The following is a 20,362-nucleotide window of genomic DNA, read 5'->3' as shown; positions in this document are numbered from 1 at the left end:
GTGAACCAACGGCAATGGAAAAAGCAAATATTATACCAGTATCCACGTGTGTTCATCCTTTCTTTTAAGAATTGTATTGTCCTCCCATTTTATACATTCACATCAAGCTTCTCTTTCCAACGACCTTCATCAGCCTTTTCAAGGAAATCGCTTCTTTTCCCATAAATCCTGATTACATCCTTGATTTCTTCTGCCAGATATTTTTCATTGCGATTGTTGGCAAGGGATGGATAACCGGATCCGCGCTGCAAATAGTCAGAAGATGCTACTGTATACCACTTCTCATCATCCAGAGGCTCCCCTGCAATGAAAACTTCGCGGACCTTTTTACCATCATGAACGATTTCAGCACCAGACACATGCAGGCGTCCGACGAATCTTCCCCGGAATCCAGGTCCCTTCCCCTCATTCAGGCATACATCAGCATCCAGCGATTGCTCAAACGCCTCCCGCAAATCTTTTCCTTGAATCTCGAATGAAGTGGGATTCAAAGGTGAAGGACAAACCTCAATCAATTTCTTATTCGATACGTACCCGAAGATCCCCGCATTCGCAATTCCGCTATTCATCAGCCCGATATCACAATGCAGCATATCCTTAACACCATCAGCAATTAAATTGGTTAAAGGATTCTCCTCCATCACATCATGCCAAAGTGGTTTTTCGAGCGTGTAAAGCGGCTTGCTTAAGACTTCTATCGCTTTTTCTTTATTTTTATTTAAAATGAACAGGACTCCTTCGTCCCGGGCAGCATCTTTTGTGACTGTATTTTGGGAGGTGAGCAGTTTCACCCCCGTATCACTTACATCTATTTCAATCATACCGACATATTCTCCATAACAGCCTGCACTGTTCATAATCGCATTGTGCACCACTTTTGCCTGTGGATAGACTTTATGATCATGGGCGGATAGAATGATATCAACGCCTTCTAATCCATCGACCAGAACTTCATCCACAAACGTCCCGAGGTGGTTGAGAAGAATACATACGTCATAATTCCCTTCATATCTTACGAGTTCTTCTTCAATTGCTTTTTTATAATCGGTCATATGTACACCCAGACCATCACTGAAATCCTGCATATCGGGAGATGCACCCGTAATGAGGATGCGGAGACCTTTTTTCTCAAGGATGATGCTCGAACATACTCCATCGATTTTAGTTCTGTCTCTTTTAAGGAGATTATTACTGATGAATGGAACAGGGCTGTTCGATGCCATGTGCTCAAGAGTATCAACCCCATTGAACATTTCATTGTTTCCGATGGTCAACGCATCATACCCGGCATACTCCAAAAGCTCAATGGCTGCCATGCCTCTTGTGCCCTGCAGCTCTATGCTCTTGAAATCTGCAAAATCGCCTCCATCAAGAACTAAAGTATCTTCGTCTTTATATTCCTTGATCAATGTTACCACTTGAGAAAATGCATCAAAGTGACTGTGCAAGTCATTCGTATGGATTATTTTCAGTTTCATAGTTACCCCCATCACCTCTTTTTCAGAAAACTCTCTACCATAATAGTAAAGGAATGACAGAAGGAATTAAAGGATTTTTTTGGAAAAATTAAACTTTGATCATAACCTGTTTTTTTACCTTCTCAACATCGCCTGCATCCGCTGCTTCAATCAGCAAAAGAGTTAAAAGAGTTACAACCAGCATTGTGTTAATTAGTCTATTCTTGCCTATAAACCAACATTGACAGTTTTGGACTCCAGCGTATAAAATGTTATCTAATATTTATAACTAAACACTTTGCTTCACTCGTATAATCTTGGAGATATGGTCCATAAGTTTCTACCAAACTGCCGTAAATGGTTTGACTACGAGAGGGAAAAGAGGTGCTTTATGCCCTTTTCACGTTTACTATTCCTCTTCAATGTCAGACCCTTGGTATATCAAGGGTTTTTATTTTGCTCTCATATCGGGAGGTCTGCACAAGAATGCGTCCCTTCCCATGGCACTCGTACTAATGAAGGAGGAAAAGTATGCAACTCGATAAAAATTCTTTAAAGAAACAAATAGCTGTCGCGAATCACGAAATGCCGGCAGATATCGTGATAAAAAACGGGAAAATCATAGATGTTTTTAATCAGGAAATACTCGAAGAGGACATTGCCATATCTGGCGGTATCATTGTCGGGATTGGGGAATATGAAGGGAAGCAAGTGATTGATGCGGAGAAACGCTATATTAGTCCCTCCTTTATTGACGGTCACGTTCATATCGAATCATCAATGGTGACCCCGGTCGAGTTCTGTAAAGTGGTCGTCCCCCACGGAGTGACGACAGTTATAACAGACCCGCATGAAATCGCGAATGTAGCCGGCAGAAAAGGGATTGAATTTATGTTGGAAAACTCAAAGGATGTCCCATTGGATGTTTTCTTCATGCTTCCATCCTCCGTCCCTGCGACACCCTTTGAGAATTCAGGAGCGGTGCTGACCGCAAATGATCTGGATCCCTTTTATTCGCATAAACGTGTATTGGGATTGGCAGAGGTAATGGATTTCCCGTCCCTTCAAAACGCGAATGATTCAATCATTGATAAAATTGCTGCCGCTTCTCGGCATAAGGCCAGGATTGACGGACATTTGGCTGGATTGGGTCCGGATGCAGTCAACATGTATAAATCAGCCGGCATTACGACAGATCATGAATGCCATACTCCTTCAGAAGCAAAAGAACGCCTGAAAAGGGGAATGTATCTTTTGATCCGCGAAGGTTCTGTTGCCAAAGACTTAAAGTCACTCATAACGGTCGTGACAGAAAGAAATGCCCGCCGGTGTTTATTTTGTACAGATGATAAACATCTTGATGATTTAATCGGCGAGGGCAGCATCGACCACAATGTACGCCTGGCGATTAAGGAGGGGCTTGACCCACTGATTGCCATCGGGATGGCTACAATCAATGCTGCAGAATGCTACGGTTTGTCAAATAAAGGAGCGGTTGCCCCAGGATACGATGCCGACCTTCTGTTTTTGGATGATCTGAACTCTATTAACATATCTGATGTTTATAAAAAGGGGAAACTTGTTGCAAAGTCCGGAAAGTATGTCGGGGAAGCCATTCCGGGGGCTGCAGCCGACACTTCACTCACAGACACAGTAAACATACCAGTAATGACAAAAAAAGAGCTTGAAATCCCGATAAAACATACTGATAAAGCCCACATAATTGCAATCATACCGAATCAGCTGCGTACTACGAAATGTATTGAGAAAGTTGATGTAAATGAGGGATACTTTTCTCCATCTGTTTCAAACGATCAACTTAAAATATGTGTGGTGGAAAGGCATAAGAAAACCGGCAATATTGGAAAAGGAGTCGTGAAAGGTTTTGGAATAAAGGACGGAGCCATTGCCACTACCGTAGCTCACGACTCACATAATATTGTTGCTGTGGGGACCAATGATGGAGATATCTTAAAAGCTGTAAATTCTTTGAAAGATATCAATGGAGGGCTCGTGGTAATTAAAAATGGAAAAGCGATTACTTCGCTTTCGCTTCCCATCGCCGGATTACTTTCAAATGAAGAATCCAGTGCCGTATACAACGGGCTGGTGAAGATAAAATACGCTTTATCGGAAGTAGGATTCACAGGAAGTTTCAATCCTTTTCTCACGTTGTCTTTTCTGACTTTGCCTGTTATTCCTTCTTTAAAAATCACTGATCTTGGCCTATTTGATGTAGAGAGCTTTCAGCATATTTCAGTAGAAGCAGAATAGTTTCAGCTTTTTGAATAGACCCATTTGGATAACCGCCGGTGCCTCGCTATATGAGGTGCCGGCATTTTTTATTACAGGAACTTTGCTGTTCATTTTTGTCATTCCTGTACAAAGCTGGTCTCAACAAAAAAGAGCTTTCATTCCATGAAGGGAACAAAAAACTCTTTATGATTCATTTGGCTCTTCTGTCAGTTCAGTGTATACGACAAGTCTTTCTACATAATTGCGTATGTCCCGATCAAAATAACCCGTGCAAGTGATAAGATTCAACATGCGTTTATCGGTTGGGCCGAATATTTTTCTAAGGGGTGCGTCATCTTTTTGATAGGCAACTTTGTCTCTTACGACAAACGTAAGCCGTTCTCCGTTCTTATCATAAAGATAGATTTCATCGCCTATCTCCAGTTCCTTCAACCTAAAAAAGATTGCCGGAGCTTTTTCGTCATCCACGTGGCCTGCAAGTACCGCATTTCCCGCATCACCAGGCTCAGAACCTGGTTCAAACCACGCTACATCCTCCCCGTTTTCAGGGAGCTCCATATTCCCTTCTTCGTCCAGGCCGAATTCTTTAACCGGTGCTTCGAGATCCAGGGCAGGGATTGATAAGACAGATGGATGGATACCTGCCTCTTCTTCCATTACTGCATTTGAATTTTCAACCGTTTTTGAAGGTTTAACTTGTACAGGGTGTTCAAGGGGCTTTGATTGTTCCGCCTTTTGTTGAACCCGTTGAGGCTCCTCTGCAGAACAACCTGCAAGAAGAGCCGTCAACAAAATTCCAATTACACGAAGCCTCATTACTTCACAAGCTTCCGGCGAGCGACAAATAGAAGAGCTGCTCCGCCGAATACAGCAGATGCCAGAATGATAGGAAGTGTAGAAGCGGTTTCTTCAGCAGTTCCTCCCATTCCTGTTTCAGGCATGCTTCCCGGCATGAGTGTGTAGTCTTTCAACACAAGTACTTCCAATTGATCAGCTGTATTAATGGCAAATACGCTGTACACTGTATTTTCCTCTAACATCGTTCCAGAAAGATCTAATACTTGTTCACCCTGAGGAGTTCTGATTTCCAGGTCATATGTGCCTGGATCCAGCTCTTTGTAATCTGTGATTGCTTTAAACTCAGCTCCTGAGAATAATGCATCTCCTCCAATTGGCCCCACATCAACAGTTGGTGCATCAGGGGAAAGGTGTCCTACACGGACCTTCGTCATTCCTTCTGTGACTTCCATTGAATCTTCTGCAACCACAAGCTCTAAATTGTCGAGAGTATTAGCTGCTGCGACTGTATAACCCATCCCCGCTTCAACTGTCAGGGTTTTAGAGATGACCGGTTCTTCACTTCCCATTGTTCCGGCAGCATAAATGTCCACCTTATGTTCTCCGGCAGGCAGGTTCATGTAATCTGTTGCCGCTTTGAACTCGGCCCCTTCTACAACCGCTTTATCATCGACATATACGTCTACAGCCGGTGCATCAGGAGAAGCATGTACAACGCGCACCATTGCATCATTTTCAGCAGCAAACGCACCGCCGGCCAGTGACATCATCAAAATCGCAGTAACAAAAATCGAGAAAATCTTTTTCATCTTTTCCACTCCCTTTCGTTTTGTACAAGTTTTGTAACATCCTTGTAAATATACTGTACAATTATTAAACAGATTGTTCAACTATTAAACTGTCATTTCAGCACATTGGAGAAAACCACCTTGCACCACCTTTGATATAACAGGAATTCGACAAATATTCAGCTTACATTTGATAAGATCGTTGGTGTTACATTGATACTTTAAACACCCCATAACTTATGTGCTTTAAAAAAAGAGCCACCCTTCAAATTTGAAGAGTGACCCCATAGCTTACTTCTGATTTTGATTTTCATTATCTTCATTTGTATCATCTTGACTGTCTGCCTCTGACATGTTTTTTCCTGCTGCGCTTTCCCTTTCCCCGGCTTGGGAAATGACAGGCTGATAGTGTGGCTTCCTGTCAGCATATGACCGTAACAATTCACCCACGTCTATCCCGGTCATTTCCTTCAATGGTTCCTGCATATCCAGCATCGTTCTGGTAATACTCTTCCCGAATGACGGAACACCCTGACCATTGCCGGAATCAATGATTTTCACAGAATCGATATTGTTTAACGGCTGTGCAATCTTTTCGGCAAATACAGGCAGCATTTCGATCAGTTTTTCCGTTATGATGACGTCACCGTGTTTTTCCATTGCTTCAGCAAGCAGTTTACGCGCTTCTGCTTCTGCTTTACCGCGCTGTCTGATGACATCTGCTTCGGCAGATCCTTCTTCACGGCGGATCTTCGCTTTCGCTTCCCCGTCGATTTCCGCTTTTCGCGCCTCTGCTTCTGCTTTACGAGTCGTCTCATAATATTCCGCGTCCGCTTTCGTTTGACGCACTTTCGATTCTTCAGCCTCGAGCTTAACTGCCCGTTCGCGCTCAAGGAATTGAAGCGTCAATTCTTCTTCTTTTACTTCTTTGGACAGCTTTGCTTTTTCCAATTCGTACGATTGCTCTGATTTCGCCCGCGCACGCTCTGTTTCTTCTTTGAAGGCTGCATCCTTGATGTCCTTTTCCTTTTTGGACTCGGCGATGGAAATTTGACGCTTATACTCTTCTTCCTTCGCTTCCTGATCCGTCTGAGCACGGTGAATCCGCGTCTCACGTTCAGTGTTAGCCTCGGCGATTTCTGCCTGCTTGCGGACTTCCGCGATGCGGGGACGTCCAAGGTTCTTTAAGTATCCATTCTCTTCATCAGCATCACGGATATCCGTCAAGCCGAGGGAAGTAATTTTGAAGCCCATAAGATCCAGCTGCTTCTGCGCGATCTCCGATACGTCGGCGTTGAACTTCTCCCGATTGCTGTTGATGTCCTCCACGGTCATTTTTGATAAAATGGCACGCAGATTACTTCCTAATACCTCAATGATTTCATCTTCAATCTCTTTTTGGTCTTTACCAAGGAACTGCTCCGCATAATTGGCAATCCCGTTTAACGTGTCAGCCACCTTGACCATCGCGACCGCATCAGCCACGATCGGCACCCCGCCGTTTGTATAGACACGCGGAGTCGACAGCTTCAATTGGAAAGAAGTCAGATTAACGGGCGTTGACGTTTGGAATCGTCTCAGACGATAACCTCCACCCCTGATGATCTTCATGGAACGTCCTTCCTGGTCGGTGAAAATATTCGTCTCTTTCTCTGGATCCCCGAGTTTCGGACCCGTGATGATCAAAGCCTGATTCGACCTTGCCGTGCGGTAGCGGAATCTCATCCAAAAATAATACGCGATTCCCGCAATTGCTGCTACGATCAATACAGGAATTAGGAACATGATCACTCCAATAGCAGTCAATGAACCCATACTTACCTACCCCCTGTTATGTTATTTAAGCAGTAAAGTTTTTCTGCTTTTATAATGGTGATATGACTATCTACGGATAACAGCCTTTAAAGGTTTCATAAAAATGGGAAAACATCAGGTTTTTTCCTTTTTATTGACATAGTAGAGTCCGAGAGACGTCGAATATGGTAGAATAAAAGCGTTCACAATTTCATTATTGCTCATTGGTGAAGAGGATGTCGGTTGACTCTCTTCTTAAAAGGGAAGCTGGTGAAAATCCAGCGCGGTCCCGCCACTGTAAGGCTGAGAATTCTTATGAAGCCCACTGTTTCCCCGGGGGGAACGGGAAGGGATAAGAAGTCGACGAAGCTGAGCCAGGAGACCTGCCAATCGGGAAGAACACAGAGTTCCTACGGGAGATAGGAGGGTGTTGCGCTTTATGAGACGACAAACGAGGTTTCATTGGATCCTGATTGTTCGCTTGGAATAGCTGCATCTTCTATTAAAGGAGATGCATTTTTTATTTCAAGCTTATGAGGAGATGAGAAGATGGAACAAGCTTATCCAGTTGAACGCTCACGTACGATCCAGACAAAATTGGTATTGCCGCCTGACACCAATCACATGCAAACAATCTTCGGTGGAAAGGTATTAGCTTTCATCGATGAAATCGCTGCTCTTTCAGCCATGAAACATTCCAGTTCGGTGGTGGTCACCGCTTCGATCGATTCAGTTGATTTTCTTTCTTCTGCAACTGTCGGGGACGCGCTGAGCCTCGAAGCGATTGTCACTTCCACGGGCAGGACTTCCATGGAGGTGTATGTGAAAGTGTACTCTACCAATCTACTGACGGGTATCAAGACTTTGACGACAGAATCATTCCTTACCATGGTTGCAGTGGATGAAGACGGGAAGCCAAAGCCAGTACCCAAAGTGATTCCGGAAACGGAAGAAGAAAAGAGATTATTCAACACGGCGGTTCTGCGGAAAGTGCATCGGAAGAATCGGGCGCTGATTAAATAGGAAGGGGGTATGAACAGGCAACTGTTCATACCTTTTTAATTTTGTGAAAGTAAAGAAGTGTATTTGATACCTTTTTATTGTCCTACCAATAAAAAAATACTGAGCCTATAATAACTGCTATCCATGAAACGGATGCTGCCAGACCTACTCGCAATAAGTCCTTATCTGTAAAATAGCCATACGTATAGCTAATCAAGTGTACAGGCGATTGCGTAACAAGAAAAAAGCCCGGTACGCATGCAAGAAACACCGGCATGGCAATTTGCATAGGCGATAATTCCGGTATCGTGTTTCCAATCGTAATACTAAGGGGGAGCATGATTGTCAAAAAACCTAAAATATTCACAAAGACAATTCGGACCAAACTTGTGCATAAAACCAAGAGAAGTATCACAACCCAAGGTGGATGACCGTCAAGGATACGATTTAAACCGACAGCCATCCAATCAATCGTATCTGTTCTGATTAACATCCCTGATACCATCAGTGTAGAAGCAAAAAAGAGCATCAAGTCCCAATCTATTGATTTTCTTGCCTCATGCCATTTCCATACCCCTGCAAAAGGAAGCAAGGTAAAGCAAGCACCCAGCAGGCCGATTTGAGGAATTGAGTAGCCGTGTAAAGGCTGCGCAATCCATAATATCAAGGTTCCTCCGATTATACAGATAATTTTCTTTTCATTGATGCTAACAGGACCCAACTCATCTATTTTATCCTCAATTAACGATAATAATAGCTTGCGGTCTATCTTTTCAGGAGGGAAAATAACTAAAAATATACCCCATAGGATGAAAATAAACAATAAAACAGGAAACCCAAATAATTCGAACCACTTTAAGTAATTCAAATCAGAAACATCACTCATAATTCCGAATGCATATATAGTGGAACTGGCTCCCGTCGCAACAAAAGCACCTGAAATGGCAGCAAGGTAGGCTACCCCGATAAACAGTGATTTGCCTAAAAAACCGACATTCCCAATCTTTCTTAAACTTTTCATTAAACTATCCAGAACAGAGGATAATAGGCTGCCTTTCCCGACATTAGAAGGAATGAGGATAGACAGTACAACCATGAGTAAAAAAGAGATGAAAATCATGGCCTTCCCGGAACCCCTGGAGAGCCTCAACATATAAAGGGAAACCCTGCTTGCAAGACCGGTATTAATAAACGCCGTTGATATGATAAATGTTGAAAACAAGAGCCAAACGATACCTGAGCTAAAATAACTCAATGTTTGTTCATAACTGAAAAAGTGAAACGAGAGAAGTAAAATCAGCAGCAGTGAACTGAAAGCAAGTGGAAAGACTTTTCCAATCCATAATACCTGGATAATGATGAGGGCAGCGATTGCCTTCCATTTATCATCCCAATCGAAAAACGGTATAAAAAACAATCCGTATATAAGTAGTGTTATAGCCAATAACAGCTTTTTTTTCATTTCCATTACTCCCATTCCTCAATCAAAGGAAAAAGTCACCGAATAACAGGTGACTTTCTTTCTTTCAAACCAATGAAGGTCAATGAATGATCTTTGAATCCTGCTTATTGCTCATTGCATAACGTGCAGCAGTCGAACCTGCTAATTTTCCATACACAGCACCTGACATCAATCCAGAGCCTCCGGGGTAATTATGATAAAAGATTCCACCAACCATCTCCCCTGCAGCGAACAGCCCGGACAATGGTTTATCGTCTTTATTTAATACTTCTCCTGATGAATTAACTCGGAGCCCGCCAAATGAAAACGTAATACCGCAAGTTACCGGGAAAGCATAGAAAGGTCCTTCCTCAATCTTCAATGCCCAGTTCGTCTTTTCAGGTGTTAATCCCACTGTCTTCTTTCCGTCTTTCTCTGTGGGGTTGTAATCCCCATCTTGTACGGCTGCATTATAATCTTCTATTGTCTGCAAAAATTGTTGTTTGTTCACTGACAGCTGATTAACTAGTTCATCCAGAGTCTCACCTTTATAATAAGTTGCTTCTTCCAAATCATATTCCTTTCTGAGAAGCGGCCGTACTTGGGAATCATAAATCTGATAAGCCACATGACCAGGCTGTTTCAATATTTCCCGTCCGTACTTAGCGTACGTATAATTACGGAAGTCGGCGCCTTCATCTACAAACCGTTTTCCTTCATTATTTAACATGATACTAAGGGGATAGGAATGTTTTTTAAAGATATCTCCCGGCTTATTGAAGTCCCCGACTTTTGGTGCATGATAATCCGTTCCAATTGAGTGACACCCGGAATATTCACCAAACTTCTCTGCTCCTGCAGCCATGGCCATAGAAATCCCGTCACCTGTGTTATATTCGGTGCCTCGAACAATTGCCGCTTCCCATTCTTTGCCGATATACTCACTTCGAAGCTTTTTATTTCCTTCAAAACTACCGCATGCCAAAACAACCCCGGTTGATTCTACTGTCATCCTATTTTCACCCTGCTGGACGACGACACCGCTTATTTTTTCACCTTTTTTTAATAGCTCAACTGCAGCGGTCTCATACCAGATATCAATCCCCAGCTCCTCTGCACGGGAAAAAAGCTGCTTCATCAAGCCTATACCTTTATTTTCGGTCTTAACCGGCAGTCCTCCCCAGAATTGCCGCTTGCCATCCTTTTCATAGGACTGATTATCATAGTTAAGTTCAAATTTCACTCCATGCCCTTTCATCCAAACCAGCGTCTCAAATGAACGATCCACCAGTTGTTTTGCCAGGTCAGGCTGACTTTCTCCTTTCGTCACGCGCATGATATCTTGATAATAATCATCTTCGTTGTAATCCGGCATGACGATAACTTCTGCTTCCTCATCCGAGAGATCTGTTACAACTTTACGGATATCATCCAGATTGTGATACGCTACCCTGATGGCCCCATCGGTAAAGAATGAATTCCCGCCTCTTTTATGCTTCGGACCTTTTTCAAGAACCAACACTTCCGCCCCTTCTTCACGGGCTGAAATGGCAGCACATAAAGCTGCGTTACCTGCCCCAACGACAACTAAATTATAGGATCTTTGGTTTGCCATCTATAAGTCCTCCTATTCACTACATATCTTTTGATATTGGATTAACAGGATCCCTTCCCCTCTTTTTAAGAGCCTTAATAAGCAATGGATAGAAAAGAGATAAAAGAGTTAATACAGTTAAACCAATTGCTATTGGTGTATCAAAGAAGATACCCAGACTTCCATTCGATGAGAGTACTGCCATTCTAAAGTTCTGTTCCATATCAGCTCCGACAATCAATGCCAGTACAAGCGGAGCAATCGGAAAGTCCATCACCTTCATGAATAAACCGAATACACCGAAAATTAATAACAGAAAGAAGTCCACTGCACTGTAACTGAGTGTGTAGGTTCCGATAAAAGCAAGGATTACAATAACCGGATATAAAACTTTCGCTGGCGTATCAAGAATCTTAACTAGTAGACCAACCAGCAAGATATTTATGATAACTAACGCAATATTTCCAATGAACATACTATTGATCAATGTCCACACCGTATTGGGATCATTTTCAAATAGTAAAGGACCTGGCTTCATACCCAGCATGACAAGGGCTCCGAGCATAACGGCTGTAGTCCCGGACCCGGGAATGCCCATTGTTAATAACGGGATCATTGCACCTACTGAAGCAGCATTATTTGCGGATTCCGGCGCCGCCAGCCCTTCCACTGCACCCTTACCGAATTCCTCCGGCTTTTTGGAGATTTGTTTTTCTGTCGAATAACTGATCATAGAAGCAATCGAGCCCCCGGCACCCGGCAGGACTCCCACCACGAATCCCAGCGGGCCACTTCTTAGAATCGGCCATAATGAGCGTCTCCACTGCGACTTTGTAAACCAGATCTTGCCGACTTTCTTTTTTTCTTTTTTCACTTGATCAATCGTCAAATAGTTATAAAGCACTTCCCCTACTGCGTAAACACCGATAATGACGATTAAAAAATCGATTCCTTCACTTAGATGAGAACTTCCGAAAGTGAAACGGTAGACTCCGCTTTGAGTGTCAATACCAATGGTACTGAGCATCAACCCAAGAAACATGGCAATAAAGCCTTTGACCATTTTACCCACCGATAGAGCAACAATGGCTGAGAGAGTCAACAGCATCAACAAAAAGTATTCCGCAGGACCAAATTTCAATGCAAAACTGGCCAGCGGCTCAGCAAGAAAAATAAACCCGATTACAGCCATTATCCCTCCAATGAACGAGGCAACTGCCGAGATGGCCATCGCCTGTCCTGCCTGACCTTTCTGTGCCATTGGATAACCATCAAATGTAGCGGCTATCGCCGAACCATCACCCGGGGTATTTAATAGTATCGAGCTCCTCGACCCGCCGTACATAGCGCCATAATAGATGGCTGCCATCAAAATAATTGCACTGACGGGCTCCATACCAAATGTGATCGGGATTAATACAGCTACCGCAGTTGCAGGACCCAGCCCAGGCAGCATACCGACTATCGTCCCAAGAAATCCTCCGATTACCACCCACATAATATTTATAGGTTCTAAAGCAGTTGTTAAACCTTGCATGAAGTTGCTTAAATCCATTTAGCTCACCTCCTAAGGAAGACTGACTCCTAATAAAACGCTGAATGCATACCATGATAAAAAGGAAAAACCTATTGCTACAGCCAGATTCACGACAATTTTCCTGCCATTTACCGTGAATAATAAAGCTGCCAGGAATAAAATCGTAGAAAACAAGAACCCTATCCGTTCAAATATGAATGCGTAGATACCTCCATATAAAACTGTCAGCCCGATCAATCTAGGTGTCCTGCCTTTCAGTAACAGCCTGACTTCCTCATTATGGACATGTAAACTTCTCCACTCCTGATAGAAATAGAAGATGCTGAATATCAGCATAAACACACTTAAGCCAATTGGAAAATATAGCGGACCGTTTGGGTTCCCCAGATTTGCCTTAGGCAAATTCATGGAACCTACTAAAAAAGAGAAGCTTAATAGAATTAAAAAGATCGGCATCCCCAGTTTGATTGCTCTCATTCATTTCAGCCTCCTGTCTAACGTAAGGCGGGAGAAGACTAAGCCAGTCTTCTTCCCGAATTTCTAATCCTGTATGATATTAATTCGTCAACCCTGAGCTGTTGACAAGTTCCGTATATAATTCTTCTTGTTCCTTCATGAATTGCTTTGTTTCTTTACTGTCCTTGTAAAAATCATCCCAGTCATTGTTTTCGAGCATTTTCTTCCATTCATCTGTTTTCACCATTTTTCCGATTTTTTCATCCCAATATGCCACTTCTTCTTCCGTCATATCTGGAGGTCCCATGATGCCTCTCCAATGTGGGAAGACCATGTCGACACCTTCTTCAGTCCAAGTAGGAACATCATCAAGTCCTTCTAATCGCTTCTCAGAAGAAACCGCCAATATCTTTAGTTTCCCTGCTAAATGCTGCTCTTTCACTTCAGAGAGAGAAGTGGTGACAGCATCGACGTGTCCTCCAAGCAATGCAGTTACTACATCTCCCCCGCCTTCATATACTAAAAAGTCCAGTTTAGTAGGATCAATTCCCTTTTCACTTGCAGCTTGTACTAATGATAGATGGTCATCGTTTCCGAGTCCTGGACCCACCCCGATTTTGATAGATTTCGGATCTTTTTTCATCTGATCCAATAAATCTGATGCCGTTTCATATTTTGAATCAACCGGGACTGCCAGCGCCTGCCATTCTGTTGCCAGCGTAGCAATCGGCGTGAATTGTTCATGAGACAGATCACTTTGTCCCAGTAATTTATTCGTTAGTACTAAACTTGAGTTGATTGCCAGATAATGAGCGTCTTTTGTTTCGAGATATTTCCATCCCGCTTCGCCGCCGCCGCCCGGTTTGTTAATGACATTGATGTTTTTATCCACAATGTCATTGTCACGTAAAACCTTTTGGACGGAACGAGCTGTTAAATCCCATCCTCCGCCTGGAGAGGCTGGAGCAATGATTTCAATATTCTTCGACGGAAACTCCTTCCCTCCTGAAGCCGAGCTTGAGCAGGCAGTCATCAAAGCCATTACACAGATAATCATTAATAATCCATACTTTTTCATATTTTTCCTGCACCCCTTTTTATTTGTTTGTACTCACCCGGATCATCCCCATGTCAAAAAGGTGAAATACGTTAATTTAATCCTAGTTTCCAAACGTCCTTGTGTAAACGTTTTCAAAATATTGTGTTTTTAAAAATTTATGGGTATTTTGTTCATTTTGTTCATAACACATCTACATTACGGCCTCCCCTATTAAACAAACAAGGCCTGCCACATTTGATTAAAGGAAATTGCCTTTAACCTGTGCCAGACCTTGATTTATGATTGAACCGATCAAACTATCCTATCATTCCTCAATCGATATCTTCTTTCAGGGCGACCGACTATTCCGTAAACATGTTCGACAGAGGCATCCTTTGTTCCCACTAAATATTCAAGATATCTACGGGCGGTTGTCCGGGATGCCCCCATCTTTTCGCCAACTCTTTCTGAGGTTATTCCTTCTTTTTCTTCTTGCAGGATGTGAGTCACTTTATCAAGAGTTAAATAATCTATCCCCGGGGGTAGATTGTTTCTTTTTTCAGCAGCTTTCTTTGCTTTTTCACCACCAAAGAATTGGTCCAGTATTTGTTGGTTTACCTCTGCGGCAGAATTAAGCGTTACTTTTTTTTGAACATATGCTTTCATTGCTTCTTGAAATTTCTCCAACGTAACCGGTTTAATTAAGTACTGTTCGACTCCATATCGAAGTGCTTTTTCTAAAAATGTTTTTTCTTTTGCAGCAGTAATCATCATGATGTCGATAGAAGGAAAATCAGCTCTGATCCGATGCAGTAATTCCGTCCCAAGCTGGTCAGGCATATATACATCCAGTAAAAGTAAATCCACACAATTTTCACGCAGGATATCCAAGGTTTCTTTAGCATTCATCGCCTTACCCACTAGTTCCATCTCCTGATTTTTCGCCAGAAACCCCTCATGTATTTGTGCTACACGAAAATCATCTTCCGCTATTACAACTTTAATCATACCTATTCCCCTTTTGTACGTTTGATTTCGGTAAGATTACGGTAAAGACTGTCCCCTTGTCTTTTTGGGAATTCCATTCGATCGTTCCCCCAAGTAATGATAGTTCTTCTTTTACATTTGCAAGTCCATAACCACGATTTTCACCTTTTGATGAGATTCCTTTTTTCAGGATCATGTGTTCTTCAACTCCCGATATTCCTTTTCCGTTGTCCGCTACTTCGAAGATGATATCGTTTCCAATATCTGTAACGAAAAAAGAAACGCACTTAACCTTTTGATCCATTACCGCTTCGAATGCATTGTCGATCAAATTTCCCAATATGATGATTAAAGGTGAAAATCCAATAAATTCAGGAAGAAGAGCAAGCGAACTTTCACCATCTATCTGAAAATCTATTTTCTTTTCTGATGCTTTTGCAATTTTCCCTAATAGTATGGCTTGAACCTTCTCATCCAAAATACTTTGAAAAAATATAGTGGATTGGTACTCTTGCAAATCAGATTCTTCTTTGATGAATGAAATCGCCTCTTCATACTTGTCCAGTTGGATCAATCCAAGAAGAACATATAGTTTGTTTTTAAATTCATGTGTTTGGGCCCTTAAGTCCTGAGAATACTTTTGTACTTCAGAAAGAGCATCCACCATTTTTTTTATTTCTGTCCGGTCTCTGAAACTGAAAACCGTACCAACCTTCATCCTATTTTCCATAAGTGGTTGTGCATTTACGATCATCGTCTTTTCTTTATATTGAACTTCGATATTAGAAACCTCAAGAGAAGTATTGAGCATTTCTGACATTGCTTTAGAAGAAATAACCTCGGTAACCATTTTTCCTTCAACTGCTTCGTTCGTATCCAGCAATTCACGTGCAGATTGATTCATCATTGTAATGCTTCCCTGTTGATCAATTGCCAAAATCCCTTCTCTGACAGATTGAAGAACCGCATTTCTTTCTCTAAACAGCGCACTTATCTGATAAGGTTCCAAGCCAAATGTGTCTTTACGGATACTTCTCGCTAATAAAAAGCTGCCGAAAACACCCAGAATCAGCACAACTCCGGATAAAGCAAGCATCGTTCGGATTTCATATCCAATCTTGTTCCGGATGGTCTTCATATCAAATTCTACAGTCACGGTGCCTTCCACTTTTTTGTACTCATCATAACGAATCATCACGGGTACTATCCCTTTTAGTACCTCGCTGTTTCCCTCTCCGGCATGGATAAGATTATTACTTCCGAATACAAGTGCCCTGTAACGTTCATCATGGTCATTACTACCGCTTCCTTGTCCAACGAAACTATAAATCTGTCCTTCTCTGTTTTCAATCAGGATAGCTGATGCTTCCACCTGATCGCGAATTTGTTCAGTAACCGCACTTAAGTCTTCTACAGGCTCATTTTCCCGAAAAGAATCCTGAATGACTGGCATATAAGAAAGTGTCTTTGCGGTTTGCAGGGCCAAGTTTTCGGCTTGCTCCACGTCTTCCTGGGATTCCCTATATGCAAACATCCAAGTAAGCAATCCTATTACGATCAGTAATAGTGAAATGACCAGCCCGAGTATTTTAACTTGGAGTGGTACCTCTAGAAGTCTTTTCATCCTAATACTCCTAATATACTGAATTTTCTATTATATAAATATATCATAATATCGAGATAAAAATCTTCATCCTTTGTTATCTTCCAATAATTATGTATTCCTTTATTCTATATCTAGTAATAACCCCTTCGAGCCAGCCCTGGACACACACGGGAGAATCAATCCGTGACTTTTCTTCTCTTCAACACTTAAAAAAGAATCATAATGCTCTACCCTGCCGTGAATAACCTTCAATTCACACGTACCACACCGTCCCATCCGGCACGAATATGGTGCTGGGATTCCTTCCTCAAGGAGGGCATCCAGCAGCGATTGGTCTTTACCAACATGAACGACCTTACCTGAAGTCAGTACTACATGAAAAGGATGGGATTCCTTTATTTCAGGGGCAGCAAATCGTTCAAAATGTATACTTGAAGAGGGGTATCCATAGCTTTTTGCAGCCTCTCTAAATTCCTCTATAAACGACTGGGGGCCGCAGAAATAAACATGGGTGCCGATAGGATGGTGAAGCAGACTTGTTACATGAAGCTTTTTATGTTCCTCTGAGAAATAAAAGGAACATTGATGTGGATAGTTTTCTTTCAAATAGGTGTAAAACGGGCAGGACGCTCTAGCTTTAGAAACATAGTGGAGTTCAAAACTGGAACCTTTTTTGGCGAGCTCCTTCATCATGGCGAGAAATGGCGTGATACCGATTCCTGCCGCATATAAAACATGATGCTTCGCTCTGAAACTAAGGGGGAAGTAATTCTTAGGAAAACTGATCCGTAACCTGTCCCCTGTCTTTATGTGATGATGCCAGCAGGCTGATCCCCCTCTGGAATGTTCGTTCAACCGAATGGCGATTCGATACTCACGATCATCTGCATGATTCGTCAACGAATAGGATCTGGCGATGACTTCCTCTTCTTTTTCGATATACGTTGTAATATGTGCACCACCGCCGAACGGTGGTAAAACGCTCCCTTTTTCCGGGCGTAATGTAAACACTTTGACGTCTTTGCACTCTTGTTTGATCGATGCAACTGAAACAGGTATCGTATTGTGTCTTTTCATGTTTCTTCAACCCTTTCATTTCTCCGCAGCATAACCCAGAAATGCATCCCGCAGTGAAGAATAATGATCCGAAATGGCAAGGGGTAATTGGCAATGTGAACAGCTTATGTGGCGATTCGATTTCGACTCCTGAGCAGGAGTCAAACCATGGCATCGGCAGCAAAAAACATTCATGATCCTCTCACCGCGTCCTATGTACTGCGCTTCTTCTTCAGTAAAGCCTATATTTTCTGCCAGTACTTTAATATCCCGGACCTGCCCCCAGGACGCAGATACATATAAATAACTTCCCATCTTCTGCCGGTGCAGCCATGTATCCAGCTCCGTTGACTCCACTTCTACGCTTTCAAACGGGAGGTTTCGGTCAATCACTTCGTTGATGATCGGCTGAAGTCTATTTATCCCTTCTTTATCCCCGCAAAATAAGTACATTCTCCTTCCAGGAATAAAGGTGAAGTGTTCATTGTTATCCAAAATGATTCACCCGCTTTCAGTCATTCTAGCTTTCAAATAATCCAGTACAGACTCTTTATAAAGGGAGATCCCCTTATACTCAGTAATGTGTTCCGGCAATTCCCCAAGGATCTGATAAAACTGGTGAAGCCAATCAGGATTCGAGGCAAATGTTTCGAGGGACAGCAAATGAGTATGAATGGTAAAAAGAATTCCATTCGAACCAGGCATCCTGAAGAGCTTCTGGACTTCAACCCTGAAATGAACAAATTCCCCTGCATTCTCTTTTGTGACCTTTCTTCTGTCGGCGCCCCATTGATCGAAGGTTTCAAGTGAAGTATCCAAACGATTCCCCGCCATCAGTGACCAGTTCCTGCGTACCCACGGATCCCCTGCTTCCATCTTCAGTAAAAAGGTAAGAATCCGCCCATCCATTCCCTCCTCTTTAAATCCCGGAATCGGTCTATGAATTTCTTTGAAATTCATGCCGGCATTAAATGCAAGCGAACAATTCGCAGGAAAACAAAGCTGGCCCGCGTCCAGATATAGATCACCGTCCCGCTGCATCATAAGGATCAGATCTTCCTGGATGTGCCTCCCGATAAAATCCAGCGGCTGACAAGGAAGACTGGATTCGTCGCCATATATAAAGGTGTTATTATCTTTTAGAATGTTGTTGCGGAATGTCCAATGCCGACCGTTTCTTTCAACTGAAAAGTGCTGGGGGTAATAGGTAACCAGGTGATCGATCACCGTGTCCACCACCTCCCACTGGGCATGAACACTATGAGGAAGTGATTGGAAGCAGCGTTCAGGATGGTTCTCAAGAAGTGTTCGTTTTAATCGCATTTCTTCTATATACGTAGAGGTGACTTCGATGCAGTTTGGCGTATGTAATGGAATGGAGTTATTGGAATAGCGGTAAACTTGATCTTTGAATGGATATGGGAAGTCTCTCAGTACTGAAGCTTTCTTCATACGATCATCCTTTTTCCGAAAATTCTTTCTTTTATTTTATAGGAAAATGGATATGTTTTGAAGGGTAAACCATATAAAAAATGAAGCTAGGACAAAACTAAAAACCACTACACAAAAACAAACAATTTCAGAGTAGTCTCTTAATACCGCTAATGATTTCCGTGCAAGACTACGCTTTCCGCGGGTGACCCGTGAGCCTCCTCGGCTTCGCCTGCGGGAAGAAAAGCGGAGGGGCTTTGCTTAGAGGCGGTTGGCATAAGACGAATCGACCACGAAGGCGTTCTTTGCCTTCTTGGTCGATTTGACTTATGACATGTGCTTCTAAGCCCCGCAGCTAGACAAGTCTCACATTGGCCACTTCTCCCGCAGGAGTCTTCGTCTTGCACTTCAATCAACCGCTGGAAAGCACTAAATCAAATGTTCATTAGGAAAAAATTAAAAACCCGAACTAATTTGTCTCTTATATCACAAATTAGTTCGGGTTTTCCTTGACTAAAATACTTTTGTCCCAACCTCAAGTATAATTAATTGACTGGGGCACCCGGCGGCATATAAGCAGGCGGGATTTTCAGCCAGCCGCGCTCCTTCATTTTCGTTTTCAATTCCATTCCCAATACAGATTTTTCCGATTGGAATCGCATCCAAATCAAGCCGATGTCACTTCTTACGCTTTGGCTGTTATTGGTGGCGCACATGACAATATTTGTTGCAATTTTTGCTGAAATCAGGTTGGCAATCTCAGAGTCTGTCGCTTTTACCCCGAGAGGAACACTATTTGGATCGGACACCGGTTTCTTTTCAGAAGTATCCGGCAGAGGGATCCCTTCTTTCAACATAAACTCCTCTGTTGTCTGCATTTGATGAAGAGCGAGTTTTTTTGTATCCTCCAAGAGGTGAACCAGGTCTTTATCCGTCGTTGTATTCATAGCTGCTTCAAGGACTGGAATCTCTTCCGCAATGGCTGTGTAATATAACCAGAAGCCCATGGCTTCACCGACATGCGGACGGGGCTTAGGTTCATCATCGAACCGTGTTTTAAGATAATCAAACAATGCTTCAAACGTATTAGGCACAGAAATCACCTCATCGAAATTGTTAT

The 20,362-nt window shown here is 42.7% G+C and carries 17 protein-coding genes and 2 riboswitches; of the genes, 2 read left to right on the top strand and 15 right to left on the bottom strand.

Annotation, left to right across the window (positions count from 1 at the left end; translation table 11 throughout):
* Nucleotides 1-89: 89 nt before the first annotated feature.
* On the bottom strand, nucleotides 90-1,478 hold the full coding sequence (locus HWX64_RS05180; protein ID WP_175987875.1) for a bifunctional UDP-sugar hydrolase/5'-nucleotidase: 1,389 nt from the start codon (nucleotides 1,476-1,478) through the stop codon (nucleotides 90-92).
* Nucleotides 1,479-1,744: 266 nt separating this feature from the next.
* Nucleotides 1,745-1,846, top strand: a riboswitch (purine riboswitch).
* Nucleotides 1,847-1,988: 142 nt separating this feature from the next.
* Between HWX64_RS05180 and ade the strand changes: the two genes are divergently transcribed.
* A complete protein-coding gene (ade, locus tag HWX64_RS05175; protein WP_175987873.1) occupies nucleotides 1,989-3,731 on the top strand; it encodes an adenine deaminase in 1,743 nt (580 codons plus the stop codon).
* A gap of 165 nt (nucleotides 3,732-3,896) precedes the next feature.
* Here the strand turns inward: ade and HWX64_RS05170 are convergent, their stop codons facing one another.
* The 3 genes from HWX64_RS05170 to HWX64_RS05160 all read right to left on the bottom strand — a co-directional run bounded on the left by HWX64_RS05170 (nucleotide 3,897) and on the right by HWX64_RS05160 (nucleotide 7,105).
* Nucleotides 3,897-4,529: a class F sortase gene (locus HWX64_RS05170; protein ID WP_175987871.1), complete on the bottom strand. Its 633-nt coding sequence runs from the start codon at nucleotides 4,527-4,529 to the stop codon at nucleotides 3,897-3,899.
* On the bottom strand, nucleotides 4,529-5,320 hold the full coding sequence (locus HWX64_RS05165; protein WP_175987869.1) for a DUF4397 domain-containing protein: 792 nt from the start codon (nucleotides 5,318-5,320) through the stop codon (nucleotides 4,529-4,531). The genes HWX64_RS05170 and HWX64_RS05165 overlap by 1 nt, the downstream gene beginning before the upstream one ends.
* A 270-nt stretch (nucleotides 5,321-5,590) precedes the next feature.
* The gene (locus HWX64_RS05160; protein ID WP_175989648.1) at nucleotides 5,591-7,105 is read right to left on the bottom strand and encodes a flotillin family protein; all 1,515 of its coding nucleotides are present in this window, start codon (nucleotides 7,103-7,105) and stop codon (nucleotides 5,591-5,593) included.
* Between the two features lie 196 nt (nucleotides 7,106-7,301).
* A riboswitch (cobalamin riboswitch) is annotated at nucleotides 7,302-7,499 on the top strand.
* A gap of 143 nt (nucleotides 7,500-7,642) precedes the next feature.
* Between HWX64_RS05160 and HWX64_RS05155 the strand changes: the two genes are divergently transcribed.
* The gene (locus HWX64_RS05155; protein WP_175987867.1) at nucleotides 7,643-8,116 is read left to right on the top strand and encodes an acyl-CoA thioesterase; all 474 of its coding nucleotides are present in this window, start codon (nucleotides 7,643-7,645) and stop codon (nucleotides 8,114-8,116) included.
* 82 nt (nucleotides 8,117-8,198) lie between these two features.
* Here HWX64_RS05155 and HWX64_RS05150 read toward each other — a convergent pair whose 3' ends face one another.
* From HWX64_RS05150 to HWX64_RS05100, 11 genes are all read right to left on the bottom strand, one after another.
* Nucleotides 8,199-9,557 (bottom strand): SLC13 family permease, encoded by a 1,359-nt coding sequence (locus HWX64_RS05150; RefSeq protein WP_175987865.1) that lies wholly within the window; start codon nucleotides 9,555-9,557, stop codon nucleotides 8,199-8,201.
* Nucleotides 9,558-9,636: 79 nt separating this feature from the next.
* Nucleotides 9,637-11,151 (bottom strand): FAD-dependent tricarballylate dehydrogenase TcuA, encoded by a 1,515-nt coding sequence (gene tcuA / locus HWX64_RS05145; RefSeq protein WP_175987863.1) that lies wholly within the window; start codon nucleotides 11,149-11,151, stop codon nucleotides 9,637-9,639.
* 19 nt (nucleotides 11,152-11,170) lie between these two features.
* Complete coding sequence (locus tag HWX64_RS05140) at nucleotides 11,171-12,685, bottom strand: tripartite tricarboxylate transporter permease (protein WP_175987861.1); 1,515 nt, start codon at nucleotides 12,683-12,685, stop codon at nucleotides 11,171-11,173.
* A gap of 12 nt (nucleotides 12,686-12,697) precedes the next feature.
* Nucleotides 12,698-13,144: a tripartite tricarboxylate transporter TctB family protein gene (locus HWX64_RS05135; protein WP_175987859.1), complete on the bottom strand. Its 447-nt coding sequence runs from the start codon at nucleotides 13,142-13,144 to the stop codon at nucleotides 12,698-12,700.
* Between the two features lie 79 nt (nucleotides 13,145-13,223).
* Nucleotides 13,224-14,201, bottom strand: coding sequence for a tripartite tricarboxylate transporter substrate binding protein (locus tag HWX64_RS05130; RefSeq protein WP_175987857.1), 978 nt, complete (start codon nucleotides 14,199-14,201; stop codon nucleotides 13,224-13,226).
* 273 nt (nucleotides 14,202-14,474) lie between these two features.
* The gene (locus HWX64_RS05125; protein ID WP_175987855.1) at nucleotides 14,475-15,170 is read right to left on the bottom strand and encodes a response regulator; all 696 of its coding nucleotides are present in this window, start codon (nucleotides 15,168-15,170) and stop codon (nucleotides 14,475-14,477) included.
* Nucleotides 15,163-16,773, bottom strand: a complete 1,611-nt coding sequence (locus HWX64_RS05120; RefSeq protein WP_175987853.1) for a sensor histidine kinase — start codon at nucleotides 16,771-16,773, stop codon at nucleotides 15,163-15,165. Before HWX64_RS05120 ends, HWX64_RS05125 begins: the two co-directional genes overlap by 8 nt.
* Before the next feature lie 102 nt (nucleotides 16,774-16,875).
* A complete protein-coding gene (locus HWX64_RS05115) occupies nucleotides 16,876-17,832 on the bottom strand; it encodes a PDR/VanB family oxidoreductase (RefSeq protein WP_175987851.1) in 957 nt (318 codons plus the stop codon).
* A 15-nt stretch (nucleotides 17,833-17,847) separates the two neighbouring features.
* Complete coding sequence (locus tag HWX64_RS05110; RefSeq protein WP_175987849.1) at nucleotides 17,848-18,306, bottom strand: dimethylamine monooxygenase subunit DmmA family protein; 459 nt, start codon at nucleotides 18,304-18,306, stop codon at nucleotides 17,848-17,850.
* 6 nt (nucleotides 18,307-18,312) lie between these two features.
* Nucleotides 18,313-19,263 carry a DUF3445 domain-containing protein gene (locus HWX64_RS05105; protein WP_175987847.1) on the bottom strand — a complete coding sequence of 317 codons (951 nt, stop codon included), beginning with the start codon at nucleotides 19,261-19,263 and terminating at the stop codon, nucleotides 18,313-18,315.
* Between the two features lie 524 nt (nucleotides 19,264-19,787).
* Nucleotides 19,788-20,336, bottom strand: coding sequence for a DUF3231 family protein (locus tag HWX64_RS05100; protein WP_175987845.1), 549 nt, complete (start codon nucleotides 20,334-20,336; stop codon nucleotides 19,788-19,790).
* Nucleotides 20,337-20,362 lie beyond the last annotated feature (26 nt).

Origin of the sequence: Bacillus sp. Marseille-Q1617 (assembly GCF_903645295.1) — a bacterium.
Classification (GTDB): domain Bacteria; phylum Bacillota; class Bacilli; order Bacillales; family Bacillaceae_B; genus Rossellomorea.
Note: the sequence above shows the minus strand (reverse complement) of the source record. Positions and strands in the feature narration are given on the sequence as shown.